The organism is Corynebacterium sp. HMSC29G08 (assembly GCF_001806875.1).
Lineage (GTDB): Bacteria > Actinomycetota > Actinomycetes > Mycobacteriales > Mycobacteriaceae > Corynebacterium.
This window is the reverse complement of record NZ_KV786260.1, coordinates 1-17,497: the sequence shown is the minus strand read 5'-3', so window position 1 is coordinate 17,497 and position 17,497 is coordinate 1. Positions and strand designations below refer to the sequence as shown.

Sequence of the window (17,497 nt, the reverse complement as noted above, 5' to 3'; positions counted from 1 at the left end):
AATAGCCACCGCCGCATGTTGAGGCGTCATGGCACTATGCAGTTATGGCGAGCAAGAAGGTTGATCCGGCGGAGATGGCGGAGGCTGTTGCGGAGGTGGCAGCGTGGCTTGAGGGGGAGGGGGAGAAGCCGACGCGTGCGCAGCTTGCGGCAGCCTGTCGTACGACGGCTCGCACGCTGGCGCAGGAGTTGCCGGGGCATGCGGTTGAGCTGCGTATTCCGCCGTTTGTGGCTGTGCAGTGCGTTGAGGGACCCCGGCATACGCGTGGTACGCCTCCGAATGTTGTGGAGATGGATCCGGAGACTTGGTTGCGGCTTGCAACAGGGCTCTTGCTTTTCGACGCCGCGTTGCAGTCCCCCCACGTCACCTCCTCTGGTTCTCGCGCGGGCGAGGTGGCGCGGGGGCTTCCGGTCGTTTCACTTTCGGCGGTTCGGCGCTAGTCGGATACCATAGGGGTCGTGCAAGGTGAAGCCAGGGAAGAGTGCGGCGTCTTCGGGGTATGGGCGCCGAAAGAAGACGTATCTAAACTGACGTATTTTGGGCTGTTTGCGCTGCAGCACCGCGGTCAGGAGGGCGCCGGCATTGCTGTTGGCGATAAGGAAAACATCGTGGTGTTTAAGGACACTGGCTTGGTCAGCCAAGTTTTCGATGAAACCGTCCTGGGTGCGCTGCAGGGTGATGTGGCGATTGGCCATACTCGCTATTCCACCGCGGGTGGAAATAGTTGGGATAACGTGCAGCCGATGTTCCGGACGTCGCCAAACGGCACCGATGTGGCGTTGGCGCACAACGGCAACTTGGTCAACTACGCTCAGCTGCAGGCAGAAGCTATTGAGGAGAAGTTGGTGCCCGCTGATGGGGTGGAAGGCCAGGGTTCTTCCTCTGACACTGCGGTGGTCTCTGCGCTGCTGGCGGATCTGATTCGTGAGGATCACACGCTTCTCGACGCATGTGAGCAACTCCTTCCGCGCATCCACGGTGCTTTCTGCTTCATGATCACGGACGGGCATACTCTCTACGCCGCGCGTGACCCGCATGGTGTGCGGCCGCTGTCGTTGGGGCGTCTTGAAGAGGGTTGGGTTGTGGCCTCTGAGACCTGTGCTTTGGACATTGTGGGTGCGGCCTTTGTCCGTGAGATCGAGCCAGGTGAGTTGATCTGGATCGATGAGACGGGGGTGCATTCCAAGCGTTACGCCGAGACTACTCGCGCTCACTGCGTGTTTGAGTACGTCTACGTCGCCCGTCCTGATTCTGTGATTGAGGGCCAGACGGTAAACAACTCTCGCATTGAGATTGGCCGCAGGCTGGCGCGTGTCAACCCGGTTGAGGGCGACTTGGTGATGCCGGTGCCGGAGTCCGGTACCCCGGCCGCGATTGGTTACGCCGAGGAGTCCGGCATCCCGTTCAAACAGGGCTTGATGAAGAACGCCTACGTGGGCCGCACCTTCATCCAGCCTTCTGACACGCTGCGTCAGCTTGGTCTACGTCTGAAGCTCAACCCGGTGCGCCAGGTCATTGAAGGCAAGAAGCTGATCGTGGTAGATGACTCCATCGTGCGTGGCAACACGCAGCGCAAGCTGATCCGCATGCTGCGTGAGGCAGGTGCCGCGGAGGTGCATGTGCGTATTGCCTCACCGCCGGTGAAGTGGCCGTGCTTCTACGGCATTGACTTCGCCAGCCCCGGTGAGCTGATTGCAAACCATGGTCGCGGTGGCTCGGATGAGGAGATTGCGGAATCCATCCGCACCATGATTGGTGCAGACTCCCTGGCGTTTGTGCCGATTGACGATATTGTTGCGTCATCCCATCAGGATGCTGACAATCTTTGCGCCGCGTGTTTCACCGGCCATTACCCATTAGGGTTGCCGGAGGGTAACCCGAACGCGGACCTTGTCCGTCGCATGAAGAAAGGCGCCGAAGCGTAAATGAGTAACCCCGAGATTTCCTACGAGGCCGCAGGCGTATCCATCGAAGCCGGCGACAAGGCCGTTGAACTGTTCGCGCCGCACGCTAAGCGTGCCACGCGTCCGGAGGTCCGCGGCGGCCTCGGCGGCTTCGCCGGCCTGTTTGCCTTGGGCAAGTATAAGGAGCCGTTGCTGGCGGCAGGATCTGACGGCGTGGGTACGAAGCTGGCCGTCGCCCAGGCGATGGACAAGCACGACACCATCGGCATTGACCTGGTAGCCATGTGCGTGGATGACCTGGTGGTCTGCGGTGCCGAGCCGCTGTTCCTGCAGGACTACATTGCAATTGGCAAGGTTGTTCCGGAAAAGGTTGCCGAAATCGTCGGCGGCATTGCCGAGGGTTGCGTCCAGGCGGGCTGCGCCCTGCTCGGCGGCGAGACCGCAGAGCACCCCGGTGTGATGAACCCGGATGACTACGACGTCTCCGCAACCGCAGTTGGCATCGTCGAGGCTGATGAGCTGCTCGGCCCCCACCTGGTGCGCGAAGGCGACATCATCATCGCCATGGCCTCCTCCGGCCTGCACTCCAACGGCTACTCTCTTGCCCGCCACGTGCTTCTTGAGCGTGCTGGGCTGCCGCTGGACGGCCACATCGAAGAGCTTGGCCGCACGCTTGGTGAGGAACTACTTGAGCCCACCCGCATCTACGCCCTTGACTGCCTTGAGTTGGCCGCCGAGTGCGATGTGCGCACTTTCTGCCACGTCACTGGCGGTGGCTTGGCAGGCAACATGGAGCGCATCATCCCAGAGGGCCTGGTTGCAGAGATGCGCCGCGCCACCTGGACCCCGGGCCAGATCTTCCGCACCATCCGCTCTGTTGGCCAGGTGCCGGATGCGGAAATGGAGAAGACCTTCAATATGGGTGTGGGTATGGTTGCCGTCGTTTCGCCTAGCGACCGCGACCGTGCACTTGCCATCTTGGCCGCACGCCACATTGACAGCTGGGTGCTTGGTGAGGTCCGCGCCGCTACTAGCGACGACGAACCCCGCGCCCTGCTCACCGGCGAACACCCGCAGTACTAGTCGCAGCGCCTGAAAACGGCGCGCGAAAAGAGCGCACCCCGGGTATTTGCTCGGAGTTGCGCTCTTTTTCGCTGCGTTCAGAAGGTGGGGGAGTTAGCGAGCAACGCGACGCTGGCCGCGGTTGTCCTCGTCCTCATCGTCCCAGTTGCCGTAGTCGGCGTAGTCGGCGTAGTCGCCGTACTGGTCGTCCACCTCATCGTCATCCTCAGCCCAGCCTCCTGGGACCTGCGCTGCAAGCTCACGTTGCAGGGAATCGAGATCCATTTCCGGAGAGTTGTACTTGAGCTGGCGAGCTACCTTGGTCTGCTTTGCTTTGGCGCGTCCGCGGCCCATGGCGTGACCCCCTTGAGGTGCTATTTATCTAATCGTATTTGTCCTGCCAGACATAATAGCTTGTGCCACTAAAAAATTCCCCTCTACCCATCTACCTGCGCAGATTCGGGCCGCCGCGGAGTTTTTCAATGGCGACACGTCCAGCGCGCTCGCCTTCATCCGCGGGCAGCGAATCCGGGTCAACGTTGGCGGCTACCCCGGAAATGTCCAGCGGTACGGTTGGGTCTGCAAGTGCGGAGCGTTTCACTAACGCCAACGCGATTGGGCCGTAGTCGGCGTCTTGGACCACGGTGCCAAGCCTGCCAACCTTGCGGCCGCCAAGCGTGATGTCGGCGCCGGGGGAGGGAAGCTCAGGGGCGGAGCCATCGAGCTGCAACATGACCAACAGGCGCGGGGAGCGGCCCAGGTTTTCCACACGCGCCACGGTCTCCTGGCCGCGGTAGCAGCCTTTTTGCAGGTGGACGGCGCCAAGATGATCGCCGCGGCCGATGAAGGTGGGCACCTCGTGGGGGATGGAACGATCATCAAGATCCACGTCCAGCTCCGGCTCGACTGCGCGTACGCGTGCCGCGGTGTACGCCATCAAACCGGCAACGCGCCCGCCGTCGGCCTGCCACGCTTCCAGGGTGGGGGTGACGGTGGTGGGGGACAACAGGGCGTCGTGAAGCAAGAAGCTCCCGAACTGGCGGGTGCGGGTGGCAACGGCGCCATCGACAGGCCGGCCGAAGGTGGAGACCAACACCAGGTCGGATTCTTCGATGGTGACATCGGACCAGAAGACCATGCGACGCAGGAACTCCAGGAAGGACTCGCGCTGCTGTGGTGGCATGTCCAGGTAGAACGTCGTGCCGTCAAACATCACGCCCACGTGGTGCAAGATGTGGCCCTGAGCGTTCAAATCAAGCGCGAAAGCACCAAAACCGGCGGCTACATCGTCGAGCTTTTGGGAGAGCAGGTTGTTCAAAAAAGTCGGCGCATCAGGGCCGGAAACGGCGATGACGTCGTAATACGAGCGGTCAATCAGCGTCGGCGTTTCAGCCAACGCGCGCTGCTCCGCTAAAGGATCCCCAAAGTGGAGCGCAACATGCGTCTCCGGATCAGCAACGGCACCAGGAAGATCAACAGAGAACATTCGAGTCACGGCCCCGATCATAAGGGCATAATGGGTAGATATGTCACTCCTAGCGCCAGAACCCGTCATCTACCTGGTAGAGCCCTACGGCGGATCCATCCGCAGACAAAACCCGAACACACCGCACGTGTTTTGGGACGACGCAGCCGTCACGCGCGGAGACGGCGTATTTGAAACCATCCTGATCCGCAACGGCAAACCACGAAACGTGGAGCGCCACCTGGAGCGCTTCGCCCGTTCCGCGGAGGCGCTTCAGCTGCCGGTGCCGGACGCGGAACACTGGCTGAAAGCCACCCAGGAGGCGGTGGCGGATTACGTGCGGGAGCGCGGCGGCAACCCGAAGGAAGTCAAGGAAGCAAAATGCACCTGGACGCTTAGCCGCGGACGGGAGACCACAGGTGTGGCCACCGCGTGGCTGACCGTGCGCGATATTGACCCTGAAGTGCGCAAACAACGTGAAAACGGTGTGAAGGTAGTGACCACCCCGCGCGGGTTTGTGGCGGACCCGGACGTGCCGTGGATGGTGGGGGAGGCGAAAACCCTGAACTACGCGGCAAACATGGCGGCGCTGCGCTGGGCGCGCGGGCAGGGTGCTGATGACGTGATTTACGTTGAGCGTGGGACCGGCCGTGTGCTGGAAGGCGCTACAAGTACCGTCATCATGCTGAAGAAGGGCGGGCGCATGCGCACCCCAGCTCCAGGGCATGGGGTTATGGCCGGCACCACGCAGGCGGCACTGTTTGCTCTTGCAGAAAAAGACGGCTTCAAGTGTAAAGCCAAAGACATCTACCTCAACGAGCTGCTGAAGGCGGAGTCGGTGTGGCTCGTGTCCTCGACGCGCATGTGTGCACGCGTCACCCACATTGATGGCACGACGCTTGCCGCCCCTGAAAATGAAGCGGAGATCAAGGCGCTGATCTCCGCTGCGGCGCGCTAGCCCGCGATGCGCTTGAGCTCTGCCGACATGTACGGCACTAACTCGCCGTCTACTACGCGCTCGTCGACCCAGCCGAGATTGTTGTTGGGCATCAGGCCGTAGAGGCGGCGGCCTGGGCCGTGGTGTGCCGGGCCGGTTTCGGTGGCGATGGTGGATGCGGATTCTAGCTGCCAGGCGCGCTCGTTGCGCATGCTGCCGTAGAGGATTTCCACCAGGCCACGGGGGTTGGCCAGTACAACCTCAATCTCGTCCTTTTCGGAGATGCGCCAGAAACCGAGTTCGCGCTGCTCCGGGCCGGTTGACTCGCCGTTTTCGTCCAGACGCCACATGCGGGAGTCGAAGCGTAGGTAATTGCCACCGTCGTGGGAGAAGATGAGCTGCTGGCCAAAGGCGTATTCTTCGCCCTGTTCGTTGATCTGGCCGCTGCCGTGCCAGACGCCGACGAGGGGGAGGAGGGCCAGCAGGCCGTCGTGAAGCGAGGGGCCCTGGCGCAGGTTCGCGGTGTCGTCTTCCAGTGGGAACTCCTCGAAGCCGAGGCCTGGGATGTTGCGGTGGGCGGTTGCTTTGGACTGTTCGGCGGCGAGGTTGACGGCGTCGCTGCCGTTGAGCATGTCGCTTTGCTGGTCGGTTTGTTTGTCATTTTCAGTCATGCCTTCAAGGGTAGCCTGGCAGCATGACTGACTACGTAGAGCTTGTGCAAGCTGCGGAAAAACACGATGGTGTGGCTCCGTTGTCGGAGGCTTTCTTGCGCGGCCTGGATGGCGATTATGCACGTTTTACGGTGGATGGGGGTTTGGCCCTTGCGGCGCCGGATGGCAGCGTTGAGCTGGTTGTCCACCCGGATTGTCGCAGGCAGGGCAAAGCGAAGGAGCTTTTCAAGCTTGTCGACGCCAACGTGAACCACCCCAAACTGTGGGCCCACGGCAATCTACCCGCGGCCCAGGCCACAGCGGAGTCTTTAGGCCTGCGGCCGGTACGCGAGCTGCTGGTCATGTCCATCGACGCTGACCAGGTCAGTCGCGCCCCCGCCGAGCTTCCGGAAGGCTTTGCAGCGTTGACGTATGGGCAGGCCGTTGAGCGTTTTGGGCGTGAGAGTGTGGAGCAGGCGTGGCTGGATGTCAACAATGACGCCTTTGATTGGCACCCTGAGCAGGGTGGGTGGGACCTTGAACGTTTGCGCAGCGCAATGGACACCGACTGGTTCGATCCGGCAGGCGTGTGGCTGCTGTATAAGGGGGAGCAGTTAGCGGGCTTCCACTGGACCAAGCGCCACCCGGAAAACGTCGGCGAGGTGTATGTCATTGGCCTGTCTTCAGCCCATCGGGGGGAGGGATTGGGGGTACCGCTGCTGCAGTTGGGGTTGGAGTCCCTCTTAGCCGGTGGATCTACGCAGGTCATCCTCTATGTTGAGGCCGATAATGAGCCCGCGGTAAAGCGGTATTCTCAGGCTGGTTTCACAATTGCTGAATCACACGTGATGTACCAGAAATAGGGCGATACGCTGCGGATATGTGCGCACAGATGGCGTGTTCACTGATTGTTCACTTGGCACGCAACCCTCGGTTAACCCACGGGTTCTAGGTTTATCAGCCGTGAGTAATCAGCGCTGCTGCCTGCCTATGGCGTAGGGCCCGCGCGGGTTCTCCTTGAACGAGCTACCAATGACCTGAAAGGTTATCCCGTGATCCGCAACATTAAGCGCACCGCCGCAATCGCTGGCGTCGTTGCAGTTTCCTCTGTCTCCCTCGTTGCTTGCAACAGCTCCGATGACACCGACACCGCCGCTACCGAGACTGCTGCTGAGTCCTCGGCTGCCAAGACCCAGGCTGAGGGTTCTGAGACCGCAGCTGCTGGCGACTACGTACTGTCCGGCGAGACCGGCGCGCTGGTTGCTGAGGGCGCTTCCTCCCAGCAGAAGGCAATGGACTACTTCGGCGAGATCTACGCCAAGGAAGTTCCGGGTGCGAACCTGGCATACAACCCGTCCGGCTCCGGCGCTGGCCAGAAGAACTTCATTGCAAACCAGGTGAAGTTCGCCGGCTCTGACTCCCCGCTGAAGGATGAGCAGGTTGAGGAGGCAGCTGCACGCTGCGGCGGCAACGAGGCGTGGCACCTGCCGTTCGTCATCGGCCCGGTTGCAGTTGCTTACAACGTTGAGGGCGTTGATGAGCTGAACCTGACCATTGACAACATCGTTGACATCTTCCAGGGCACCATCACCAACTGGAACGACCCGGCTCTGGCTGAGTCCAACCCGGGGGCAACCCTGCCGGATCTGCCGATCCAGGTTGTCTTCCGCTCCGACGAGTCCGGTACCTCCGACAACTTCCAGAAGTTCCTGGCTGCCGCATCTGACGGCAAGTGGACTGGCGAGGGCAAGGCCTTCCCGCAGAACGTCGGCACCGGCGCGAACGGCTCCACCGGTGTGGCACAGGAGGTCAACGCAACCAACGGTGCAATCACCTACGTTGAGGCCGGCTTTGCAGAGAACAAGGCAAACATTGACTTCGGCCACGGCCCGGTTGAGCTGAACACGGACACCGTTGGCAACGCTCTGGCCAACATGGAGTTCAAGACCGAAGGCCACAACATGGTGGTTGACGCGGACAAGCTGTTTGCTTCTGACGCGGCTGACTCCTACCCGCTGATCCTGACCACCTACGAGATCGTTTGCTCCGCTGGTTACGACGAGGCAACCTCCAACCAGATCAAGGACTTCCTGAACCTGGCGCTTGACCACCAGGATGAGGAGCTGGAGTCCGAGGGCTTCATCCCGGTCACCGGCGCTCACGCTGAGCGTCTCCGCGACGCCATCAACGCAATCCAGTAAGCGAGGTCGTTGACCTTCTGCTCCCCGCGCTACTAGCGCGGATGGCGAGTGCGCCCCCCACATGACATTCGTCACCTGGGGGGCGTAATTGCGCAGGACACCCGCCCCTGAAACTTTTGTTCTCATCCACCCAAAGGAACTGCGAATTATGGCTGACAATGATCTGTCACCAAACACTGATCCGGTAGCGCAACGATCCACCGCAACTCCCGTTATTGAGGGCGGTGACCCGCAGGCTGAGAGTGCGCCGTCTGCGGTTGCGACGCGTCGTGGTGCTGGCACGAAGCGTCCCGGTGACCGAGTGTTTGAGTTTCTCTCAACTATCTCTGCAACCCTGATCACTGTGTTGGTGGCGGCGGTGGGTCTATTCCTGCTCCGCCAGGCAGTTCCACCACTGTCTCGTAATGAAGGCGGTGTGCTTGGGTTCTTCACCTACGGCGGACAGTGGAGCACGTCCGACCTGGAGAACATGCAGTTTGGTATCCCGAACCTGTTCTTCTCCACGGTGACTATTTCGCTGATCGCGCTTGTGATTGCAATGCCGATCGCGCTTGGTATCGCGCTGTTTTTGTCCAACTACGCCCCGAAGTCTCTGGTGCGACCGTTGGGCACTTTGGTGGACATGCTGGCCGCTGTGCCGTCGATCGTGTTCGGCCTGTGGGGTGCGCAGGTGCTTGGCCCGAAGCTGGGCAAACTCTACGACTGGATCAACAGCTGGGGAGGGGAGTTCTTCCTCTTTGCCACGTACCAAAACTCCCCGCCGTTTTCCACGGCTCGTAACATGCTCACCGGTGGCATTGTGCTGGCGATCATGATTCTGCCGATCATCGCGGCAACCGCCCGCGAAGTGTTCGTGCAGACCCCTCCGGGCCAGATCGAATCCGCTTTGGCACTGGGTGCTACCCGCTGGGAAGTGATCCGCATGACGGTTATCCCGTTCGGCTGGTCCGGCTTCATTGCCGGCGCCATGCTGGGTCTGGGCCGCGCACTGGGTGAGACTATGGCGCTCTATATGGTGGTGGCGCCTGCGAACGACTACCGTGGTTCGCTCTTTGACGGCGGCACAACGTTTGCTACCGCAATTGCAAACGCCGCAGCGGAGTTCAACAACCCGATCAGTGCAGGCGCTTACATCGCTGCTGGTTTGGTGCTGTTCATCCTCACATTCATTGTCAACTCGATCGCCCGCGCGATTGTGAACAAGAGCAAGTAGGCAGGAGGAGTAAACACAATGTCTACCGCTATTTCAAGCACCAGCCCAAGCGTTCCTGCCCCGCAGCAGAGCGGATCCCCATTCACCCACATCTCCAGCGGGCGTAAGACCACAAACTCCATCATGGGGGGCCTCATGTGGTTCTGCATGATCCTGGCGTTGATTCCGCTTCTATGGGTGCTGTTTACCGTGATTATTAACGGCTGGAAGGTCGTTGTTGATCCTGCCTGGTGGACACACGACATGGTTGGCGTTCGCGCCTCCAAGGAAGGCGGCGGCGCGGCCCACGCCATTGCCGGTACGCTGCTGCAAACCTTCGTTGCGTCCCTGTTCTCTATCCCCGTGGGTGTGTTCACCGCGATCTACTTGGTGGAATACTCCAACGGCAACAGGCTGGGCAAGCTGACTACCTTCATGGTGGATATTCTCTCCGGTGTGCCGTCTATCGTCGCGGCGCTGTTTATCTACGCACTGTGGATTACGATCCTGGGCCAGCAGCGTTCCGGTTTCGCGGTGTCGCTGTCGTTGATCTTGCTGATGATCCCGGTCGTGGTGCGTAACACGGAAGAGATGCTGCGTGTGGTACCGATGGATCTGCGTGAGGCTTCTTACGCGCTCGGTGTGCCGAAGTGGAAGACCATCGCACGCATCGTGTTGCCAACCGCACTGTCTGGCATTGTCACCGGCATCATGCTGGCAATTGCACGTGTTATGGGTGAGTCTGCTCCGGTGTTGATCCTTGTGGGGTCCAACCCGGCGATGAACCTGACCCACATGTTCAACCAGCCGCAGTCTTCGCTGCCGCTGTTCATGCTTGACATGTGGAAGACCGGCGCTACCGGCCCGGCGAATGAACGCCTGTGGGGTGCGGCGCTGACCCTGGTGATCATCGTTGTTGCACTGAACCTGTTTGCCCGCTTCATCGCAGCTAAGTATTCGGTGAAGAAGAAGTAACCCGCCGTAACCCCTTCGAATTACAGGAGAACTACTGATGTCCAAGCTTTCGTTGAAAGACGTCAACATTTACTACGGCGACTTCCACGCCGTGCAGAACGTGAACATGGAGATCCCGGCCCAGGCCGTCACCGCGTTCATTGGCCCCTCGGGTTGCGGCAAGTCCACGGTGCTGCGCACTATCAACCGCATGCACGAGGTGATCCCCGGCGCTTCGGTGAAGGGCGAGATCCTTTTGGACGGCCATAATATCTACGGCAAGGGCGTTGATCCGGTGTCTGTGCGTAACACCATCGGCATGGTGTTCCAGAAGGCCAACCCGTTTCCCACCATGTCTATTCGTGACAACGTGGTTGCTGGCCTGACCCTGGCGGGCGAGAAGAACAAGAAGAAGCTCGACGAGGTTGCTGAACAGTCTCTGCGCGGCGCCAACCTGTGGGATGAGGTTAAGGACCGTCTGGACAAGCCGGGGGGCGGTCTTTCCGGTGGTCAGCAGCAGCGTCTGTGCATCGCTCGTGCGATTGCGGTTCGCCCGGAGGTCCTGCTTATGGACGAGCCGTGCTCCGCCCTCGACCCCATCTCCACCCTGGCCGTCGAAGATCTGATCCACGAGCTGAAGGAAGACTTCACCATCGTGATCGTGACCCACAACATGCAGCAGGCTGCGCGTGTGTCCGACAAGACGGCGTTCTTCTCGCTTGAGGCAACCGGCCGTCCGGGCCACCTGGTGGAGTTCAACGACACCACTAAAATCTTCGAGAACCCGGACCAGAAGGAAACCGAAGATTACATCGCCGGACGCTTCGGCTAGCTACCGCTCGGCGGTGGCGATAAACGTCAGTTGCCGGGCGATGCTGACGCAGTGGTCAGCAAAACGTTCGTAGAAGCGAGAGATCAGCGCGGTATCAACAGCGTGGCGGTTCGTGTACTGCCACGCTTCGCTTTTTGCGGCGTCGGTCAGTTCGGCGGAGATGGTGTCGATGGCATCGTCGGCGTCGTCAAGCGAAAGCTCCTGTGTGCCATCCGTAATCATTGCGCAGACCCGCTGGGCCATGGTGTCGGCGGCCTGGGCCATATCCATCACCAACGGCACAATATCTGCAGGCAGCGTGGGGGAAGGGTGGTATTGGCGCGCGATTTTGGACACGGATTTGGCCAGAGAGCTCATACGCATCAGGTCGTGACCGATGTGGATGTACGCAAGCACCTGACGCAGCTCCGTAGCCACCGGGGTTTCACGCGCAAGCAGCTGCAACGAGCGATGCTCACACCTGCGGTGGATCTCCCCCAACGCGTCAGACTCCGTCATCGCGCCTTCAGCGGCCTCGAGGTCCTGATCCGCTAGCGCCTGCGAAGCATGCCGCATGCTCGCGCGAGCAAGCTCGGCCATTGCGACCATGTCCTTGGTGTAGTTGTGCAGTTCATCGCGGTACACCAAGCGCAGCGGCACCGGGTCACGCCCGAAGCCTGTGCTATCCACCATTGTTTTCTATCTCCGCTCCTTCCGGAACTGTCTCATCTTCCGGATCATCCAACCACCCCTCAGGCAGCGCGACCTTCGACGGGGAGCCCTGTCGGCCGCGCGCATCATTAGCATTGTCGGCTAGTTCAGTGGAATCCGCAATCGTGTCCAGCAGCGCCTGAAGCTGTGCCAGTGACGTGACTTGTGCGAGCTTTTTACGAAACTCTCCACCCACGGGGAAACCGCGCAGATACCAGCCGGTGTGCTTGCGAATGTCGCGGCACGCGTGGTCCTCACCATCATGTTGCGCAAGCAGCTCTGCGTGTCGGTAGATAATGCGCGCTACCTGGCCAAGCGTGGGCTCCGGCGGCACTTCCTCGCCGCGTAGCTGGGCGCCAAGCTGTGCAAACAACCAGGGGCGGCCCAAGCAGCCGCGACCAACTTCCACACCGTGGCAGCCGGTCTGCGACATCATGCGCGCTGCGTCTTCAGCGGCGAAAATGTCGCCGTTGCCAATCACCGGAACGTCGGTGCCGTCCAGGTGATCCACAAGGCGTGCGATCTCGTCCCACCGTGCGCTGCCGGAGTAACGCTGGTCTGCGGTCCGCGCGTGCAGTGCCACAGCCGCAGCGCCTTCTTCGGCGGCGATGCGCCCGGCATCTAGGTGCGTGTGATGATCATCATCAATCCCGATGCGGAATTTCACCGTCACTGGGATATCGGTGCCTTCCGTTGCTGAAACCGCAGCGCGCACGATGTTGCCGTACAGCCTGCGCTTGTATGGGATTGCCGAACCACCGCCACGCCGAGTCACCTTGGGCACCGGGCAACCGAAGTTCATGTCGATGTGGTCCGCGATATCTTCGTCCACAATCATGCGCACCGCTTCATACGTGTACTTCGGGTCCACGGTGTACAGCTGCATGGAACGCGGGTGTTCCACGTCGGCGAAGGTGGTCATGTGCATCGTTTTTTCGTTGCGTTCCACCATGGCGCGCGCGGTGATCATTTCGCAGACGTAGAGTCCGGATGCTGTGCCGGTGAGTTCTTGCTCAATTTCGCGGCACAACACGCGAAACGGCATGTTTGTCACCCCCGCCATCGGAGCAAGGATGACGGGGGAGTTTGTCTCAATTTCCCCTATACGCATGGCTGCCCATTTTCCCATGACTCACACTTTCGGGGGTAGGGCTTTTTGCTTTTCGACGTTCGTCCGATGCGTTATAGGTCACAATAGGGACGCACTGTAACTAATCGGTTGTCCCCGGCGTCGCGCCGGGATGCATAACCGGTACGTATGAAGAGAGGGATCACATGAGCGATCGCATCGCCTATGCAAAACTGCGTGACAAGGTCATGACTGCCGAAGAGGCAGCCCAGTTTGTCAATCACGGCGACAAGGTTGGTACCTCCGGCTTTACCGGCGCTGGCTACCCCAAGGCCATGCCGGCAGCAATCGCAGAGAAGGCTAAGGCAGCACACGCCAAGGGCCAGGACTTCTCCATTGACCTGTACACGGGTGCTTCCACGGCGCCGGAGTGCGACGGCGTGCTGGCTGAGGCAAACGCGCTGCGCTACCGCATGCCGTATCAGTCTGACCCGCAGATGCGTAACAAGATCAACGCTGGTGAGATGAAGTTCCAGGACATCCACCTGTCGCACTCCGGCATGATGGTGGAGCAGGGCTTCTTCGGCCAGGTGGACCTGGCAATTGTTGAGGCCGTCCGTATCACCGAAGAGGGCAACATCGTGCCGTCTTCGTCTGTGGGTAACTCCGTTGAGTTCCTCAACGCGGCTAAGAAGATCATCATTGAGGTCAACTCTTGGCAGTCCGAGGAACTCGAGGGTATGCACGACATCTGGACCGTGCCGGCGCTGCCGAACCGTATTCCGATCCCGATCACCAAGGCTGGTGACCGTATCGGTGCCACCTACATTGAGATTGACCCGGAGAAGGTCGTCGCAGTCATTGAGACCAACGACCCAGACCGCAACGCTCCGTTCAAGGCTCCGGACGAGGTTTCCGAGCAGATCGCTGGCAACTTCCTCGACTTCCTGGAAAACGAGGTGAAGGCTGGCCGCCTTACTTACGACGGCTACGTGATGCAGTCCGGCGTGGGCAACGTCCCGAACGCCGTGATGGCTGGCCTGATGGACTCCAAGTTTGAGAATATCCAGGCATACACCGAGGTTATCCAGGATGGCATGGTTGACCTGATTGACGCGGGCAAGATGACCGTTGCCTCCGCAACGTCGTTCTCCCTGTCGCCGGAGTACGCAGAGAAGATGAACAACGAGGCTTCGCGTTACCGCGAGTCGATCATCCTGCGCCCGCAGTCCATCTCCAACCACCCGGAGGTCATCCGCCGCACCGGCCTAATCGCTTCCAACGGCATGATCGAGGCGGACATCTACGGCAACGCCAACTCCACCCACATCAACGGCTCCCGTCTGATGAACGCTTTGGGCGGCTCTGGTGACTTCACCCGCAACGCCTACATCTCCTCGTTCATCTCCCCGTCGGTGGCTAAGGATGGCGCCATCTCTGCAATTGTGCCGATGGTCTCCCACGTTGATCACACGGAGCACGACGCAATGGTGTTCATCACCGAGTACGGCGTGGCAGACCTGCGTGGCCTCGCACCGCGCGACCGCGTGGCAAAGATGATCTCCATCGCGCACCCGACCTACCGTCCGCTGCTGGAGGAGTACGTCGAGCTTGCATCCAAGTGCAAGTACCAGGCAACGCCGCACGACCTGCGCCACGCCTTCGACTTCCACACCCGCATCGAGGAAACGGGCACGATGTTGAAGTAGGGCTGCACCCTGAAGCACTGCTGATGTGCTGCTGATGTGCAGCTGATGCACTGCTGATGTGCAGTATCCGCGGGTAGTCCGCGCCCCAATTACCGGCTGAAGCCGGTGGGGCGCTAGGATATCCGCGTCGGGCCTTTAGCTCAGCTGGTAGAGCTACGGACTTTTAATCCGCAGGTCGCGGGTTCGAGCCCCGCAGGGCCCACCGTGATGCCCCGGTTAACGCCGGGGCATTTTGCGTACCAGGGTTTATCTGCAGGGTTTGTCGGCACGGTTTGTTCGCACGGTTTGTCGGCACCTTGCGACTCTGGCTTTGCTACGTTTTGCCCATGGGCATTGCTACTTCTTCAAGCGCAGTACTGCTTGCGCTTGGCATCTCGCTGCTGGCCGGGCTGGCTACCGGCCTAGGTGGCCTGGTGGTGGTGTTCAAACGTGCCCCAGGGGCGGCGTTCCTCGCTTCCGCGTTGGGCTTTCAGCCGGTGTCATGATCTACATCTCGTTTGTAGAACTGCTTCCAGAAGGCATCGCTGGGCTTGGGGAAGCCGGAAATGCTCGCGCTGAACTCTGGGGCGTTATCGCGTTTTTCGGCGGGCTTGCGTTGATTGCCTTTATAGACCGCTGCGTGCCCGAAGAGATTAACCCCCACGAAGAGCCCCGCCACCTGAGCGCCAGCGGAATCTCGCGGTCACGAATGCGAAACGTTGGCCTGGTGGCGGCGGCCGCTATTGCCATCCACAATTTCCCGGAAGGGTTTGCCACCTTTGCGGTAGCCCTGGCGGATCCTGCGCTAGCGGCACTGCTAGCATTTGCTATTGCTATCCACAACATTCCAGAAGGCGTGGCGGTAGCAGTGCCAATGCGTGAGGCCACCGGGTCGCGCTGGAAGGCCTTCGGCTGGGCCACGCTATCCGGCCTCGCGGAGCCCCTTGGCGCGCTGATTGGCTTCCTGCTGCTGCAGCCCTACCTAGGCCCGGAAACGCTGGGCATTACGTTCGCAGCGATCGCAGGCATCATGGTCTTTGTCAGCCTGGATAAGCTACTGCCCACGGCGATTGCTACCGGCAAACACCACGCCGCCATGTACGGCACTGTGGCCGGCATGGCAGTAATGGCCGCAAGTCTGCTGATCCTGCCGGGGTAGCAGCGCTGGGCCTATACTTTCCGCATGGGTCTACTGCGATTTATTCTGAACGTTATTTGGCTTTTCACCGCCGGTATCTGGCTGTTCATTGGCTATATTTTGGCTGGCGTTGTGGCATGTGTGCTCGTTGTGACTATCCCGTTCGGTCTGGCGTCGTTTCGCATCGCGGGCTACGTGATTTGGCCATTCGGGCGAGAGGTGATCCAGGGCAACGTTGGTGCGCTGGGGATGCTGGGCAACGTTATCTGGTTCATTGTGGCCGGTCTTTGGCTGTCTATTGGGCACATTGTTACCGCTGCGGCGCAGGCCGTCACCATCATTGGCCTGCCGTTGGCGTGGGCAAACCTGAAGCTGATCCCGGTCACTTGTTTCCCGTTTGGTGCACGTGTGGTGGATTCCAACGATGATCGATCGCGCTACACGCCGGTAGTTGGATAATGGTCCCTAGCTGCTCGTTTGTTTTGTATCCATGGGCTGACTTATGATGATCGGGCTGTCTTTTCAGCGCCCCCATCGTCTAGAGGCCTAGGACTCCGCCCTTTCACGGCGGCAACACGGGTTCGAATCCCGTTGGGGGTACGGCCCTGTGGCGCAGTTGGTTAGCGCGCCGCCCTGTCACGGCGGAGGTCGCGGGTTCAAGTCCCGTCAGGGTCGCCATATCGCCCCGAGGTTTTCCTCGGGGCGTTTTGTGTAGGCGCTTAAGCGCGCTGGGCTTAAGGGACATTTCGTGTGGATTTAGGCGCGTCCGGCCCAGCCTTTTCTTACGCCTAAGCTGGGGTTCCATTCGTTGTCGATGCCGGTGTCGAATGTGGCAGGTCGCCCGTCTGGGCGACCGCGCCGTTTAAGTTCTTCTTTCGCCCAAGCCTTGCGTGCGGCTTTTTCTCCTTGGCGTCCGAAGTCTTGTTGCTTGGCTAACTCCAGCGGGGCTACCGGGGCTTCGGTGTGGGTGTAGAGCCACCAGTCCATGGTGATGCGCTGATGTTCATCGAACATGCCACGATGGTTTCCGGCTAAGTCTTTGAGTTGTTTGTTGATGCCGCCTTCCAGCAGGTTTGTGGTGGCTTTTAAGTCCTGTGTGACACCTTCAGGCGGGGCAAGGAAGGTAAATAATTGTCCGGCGTGGATGAGTTTTTCCAAACGTTTTAGAGCCCTGCGGGCGTTACGGTGGGTGTACCACCATTTCTGGTTAGCGCTGACCCATTTCGGCACTTGGCCCGCAGGTATAGCACTGCGGTAGGTGCGCTGTTTAAGCCAATCAGCAAAGGTGATGCGGGTGTGGTGGACTGCAGCAGTAAACCGCGCAGCATCTTCAAGGCTGTGTACCTGGACAAGCATGTAGCCCAGTTTCCGGATGGCTTTATGCGCTGGATAAATCGGGTTGCGGCTGATATCGGCGAAGGTGTTGCGCTGGACGTGAACTAGGCAGCGCTGGATGGCAACGTCGGGCCATTTCATACGCAGTGCCTTAAGTGCTCCGCCTGCCCCGTCGGTGGTGACAACGAGTGGTTGAGCAATGTTGTCGAGCAGTTTCAGGTACTCGTATGAGCTTTCGCGCAAGCACCAGTGCCAGGCGATGACGTGTGTGTCGGTGCAGGCGACCAGCAGGCATTTCTTGTGAAAGTAGGTGCCGTCGATAAAGACCTGATCGTAAATGCGATAGGGGTGTCGATTCGGGGTAGTTGGTACCGTGAGTC

At 60.2% G+C, this 17,497-nt stretch carries 17 protein-coding genes, 3 tRNA genes and 1 pseudogene; 15 read left to right on the top strand and 6 right to left on the bottom strand.

Annotated elements, in window-relative coordinates:
- Positions 1-44 precede the first annotated feature (44 nt).
- Genes HMPREF3101_RS07895 through purM form a run of 3 tightly spaced genes read left to right on the top strand, consistent with a single transcriptional unit; the run spans position 45 to position 2,987 of the window.
- Positions 45-440, top strand: coding sequence for a sterol carrier family protein (locus HMPREF3101_RS07895; protein WP_070464173.1), 396 nt, complete (start codon positions 45-47; stop codon positions 438-440).
- Between the two features lie 18 nt (positions 441-458).
- Positions 459-1,925 (top strand): amidophosphoribosyltransferase, encoded by a 1,467-nt coding sequence (gene purF, locus HMPREF3101_RS07890; protein WP_246816701.1) that lies wholly within the window; start codon positions 459-461, stop codon positions 1,923-1,925.
- Positions 1,926-2,987, top strand: a complete 1,062-nt coding sequence (purM, locus tag HMPREF3101_RS07885; protein ID WP_070464170.1) for a phosphoribosylformylglycinamidine cyclo-ligase — start codon at positions 1,926-1,928, stop codon at positions 2,985-2,987.
- A 93-nt stretch (positions 2,988-3,080) separates the two neighbouring features.
- On the opposite strand, the gene HMPREF3101_RS07880 is transcribed toward purM, so the two are convergent.
- Both HMPREF3101_RS07880 and HMPREF3101_RS07875 read right to left on the bottom strand, forming a co-directional pair.
- A complete protein-coding gene (locus HMPREF3101_RS07880) occupies positions 3,081-3,320 on the bottom strand; it encodes a DUF3073 domain-containing protein (protein WP_070464168.1) in 240 nt (79 codons plus the stop codon).
- Between the two features lie 91 nt (positions 3,321-3,411).
- Complete coding sequence (locus HMPREF3101_RS07875; protein WP_070464258.1) at positions 3,412-4,452, bottom strand: CAF17-like 4Fe-4S cluster assembly/insertion protein YgfZ; 1,041 nt, start codon at positions 4,450-4,452, stop codon at positions 3,412-3,414.
- 40 nt (positions 4,453-4,492) lie between these two features.
- On the opposite strand from HMPREF3101_RS07875, the gene HMPREF3101_RS07870 reads away from it, so the two are divergent.
- Positions 4,493-5,389, top strand: a complete 897-nt coding sequence (locus HMPREF3101_RS07870; protein ID WP_070464166.1) for an aminodeoxychorismate lyase — start codon at positions 4,493-4,495, stop codon at positions 5,387-5,389.
- Here HMPREF3101_RS07870 and HMPREF3101_RS07865 read toward each other — a convergent pair.
- Positions 5,386-6,039 carry a heme-binding beta-barrel domain-containing protein gene (locus tag HMPREF3101_RS07865; RefSeq protein WP_070464165.1) on the bottom strand — a complete coding sequence of 218 codons (654 nt, stop codon included), beginning with the start codon at positions 6,037-6,039 and terminating at the stop codon, positions 5,386-5,388. The genes HMPREF3101_RS07870 and HMPREF3101_RS07865 overlap by 4 nt on opposite strands.
- 23 nt (positions 6,040-6,062) lie before the next feature.
- Between HMPREF3101_RS07865 and mshD the strand changes: the two genes are divergently transcribed.
- From mshD to pstB, 5 genes are all read left to right on the top strand, one after another.
- Positions 6,063-6,881: a mycothiol synthase gene (mshD, locus tag HMPREF3101_RS07860; protein WP_070464164.1), complete on the top strand. Its 819-nt coding sequence runs from the start codon at positions 6,063-6,065 to the stop codon at positions 6,879-6,881.
- A 189-nt stretch (positions 6,882-7,070) separates the two neighbouring features.
- Positions 7,071-8,219: a phosphate ABC transporter substrate-binding protein PstS gene (pstS, locus tag HMPREF3101_RS07855; protein WP_070464163.1), complete on the top strand. Its 1,149-nt coding sequence runs from the start codon at positions 7,071-7,073 to the stop codon at positions 8,217-8,219.
- Positions 8,220-8,367: 148 nt separating this feature from the next.
- Positions 8,368-9,432, top strand: a complete 1,065-nt coding sequence (gene pstC / locus HMPREF3101_RS07850; RefSeq protein WP_070464161.1) for a phosphate ABC transporter permease subunit PstC — start codon at positions 8,368-8,370, stop codon at positions 9,430-9,432.
- A gap of 18 nt (positions 9,433-9,450) precedes the next feature.
- Positions 9,451-10,386, top strand: a complete 936-nt coding sequence (gene pstA, locus HMPREF3101_RS07845; RefSeq protein ID WP_070464159.1) for a phosphate ABC transporter permease PstA — start codon at positions 9,451-9,453, stop codon at positions 10,384-10,386.
- Positions 10,387-10,423: 37 nt separating this feature from the next.
- Positions 10,424-11,197, top strand: coding sequence for a phosphate ABC transporter ATP-binding protein PstB (pstB, locus tag HMPREF3101_RS07840; protein ID WP_070464157.1), 774 nt, complete (start codon positions 10,424-10,426; stop codon positions 11,195-11,197).
- Here the strand turns inward: pstB and HMPREF3101_RS07835 are convergent, their stop codons facing one another.
- Both HMPREF3101_RS07835 and dusB read right to left on the bottom strand, forming a co-directional pair.
- Complete coding sequence (locus tag HMPREF3101_RS07835; RefSeq protein WP_070464155.1) at positions 11,198-11,869, bottom strand: phosphate signaling complex PhoU family protein; 672 nt, start codon at positions 11,867-11,869, stop codon at positions 11,198-11,200.
- A complete protein-coding gene (gene dusB / locus HMPREF3101_RS07830; protein ID WP_070464153.1) occupies positions 11,859-12,998 on the bottom strand; it encodes a tRNA dihydrouridine synthase DusB in 1,140 nt (379 codons plus the stop codon). The genes HMPREF3101_RS07835 and dusB overlap by 11 nt, the downstream gene beginning before the upstream one ends.
- A gap of 164 nt (positions 12,999-13,162) precedes the next feature.
- Here dusB and HMPREF3101_RS07825 point away from each other — a divergent pair, with 164 nt between their 5' ends.
- The 6 genes and pseudogenes from HMPREF3101_RS07825 (at position 13,163) to HMPREF3101_RS07800 (ending at position 16,460) form a co-directional block, all read left to right on the top strand.
- Positions 13,163-14,665 carry an acetyl-CoA hydrolase/transferase family protein gene (locus HMPREF3101_RS07825; RefSeq protein ID WP_070464151.1) on the top strand — a complete coding sequence of 501 codons (1,503 nt, stop codon included), beginning with the start codon at positions 13,163-13,165 and terminating at the stop codon, positions 14,663-14,665.
- A 129-nt stretch (positions 14,666-14,794) separates the two neighbouring features.
- A tRNA-Lys gene (locus HMPREF3101_RS07820) sits at positions 14,795-14,867 on the top strand.
- A gap of 124 nt (positions 14,868-14,991) precedes the next feature.
- Positions 14,992-15,803, top strand: a pseudogene (zupT, locus tag HMPREF3101_RS07815) (zinc transporter ZupT).
- Between the two features lie 33 nt (positions 15,804-15,836).
- Positions 15,837-16,241, top strand: a complete 405-nt coding sequence (locus HMPREF3101_RS07810; RefSeq protein ID WP_210386188.1) for a YccF domain-containing protein — start codon at positions 15,837-15,839, stop codon at positions 16,239-16,241.
- A 68-nt stretch (positions 16,242-16,309) separates the two neighbouring features.
- Positions 16,310-16,382, top strand: a tRNA-Glu gene (locus HMPREF3101_RS07805).
- Position 16,383: 1 nt separating this feature from the next.
- A tRNA-Asp gene (locus HMPREF3101_RS07800) sits at positions 16,384-16,460 on the top strand.
- A 78-nt stretch (positions 16,461-16,538) separates the two neighbouring features.
- On the opposite strand, the gene HMPREF3101_RS11775 is transcribed toward HMPREF3101_RS07800, so the two are convergent.
- The coding region (locus HMPREF3101_RS11775; protein ID WP_083280160.1) for an IS1249 family transposase at positions 16,539-17,497 on the bottom strand (959 nt) is incomplete at its 5' end.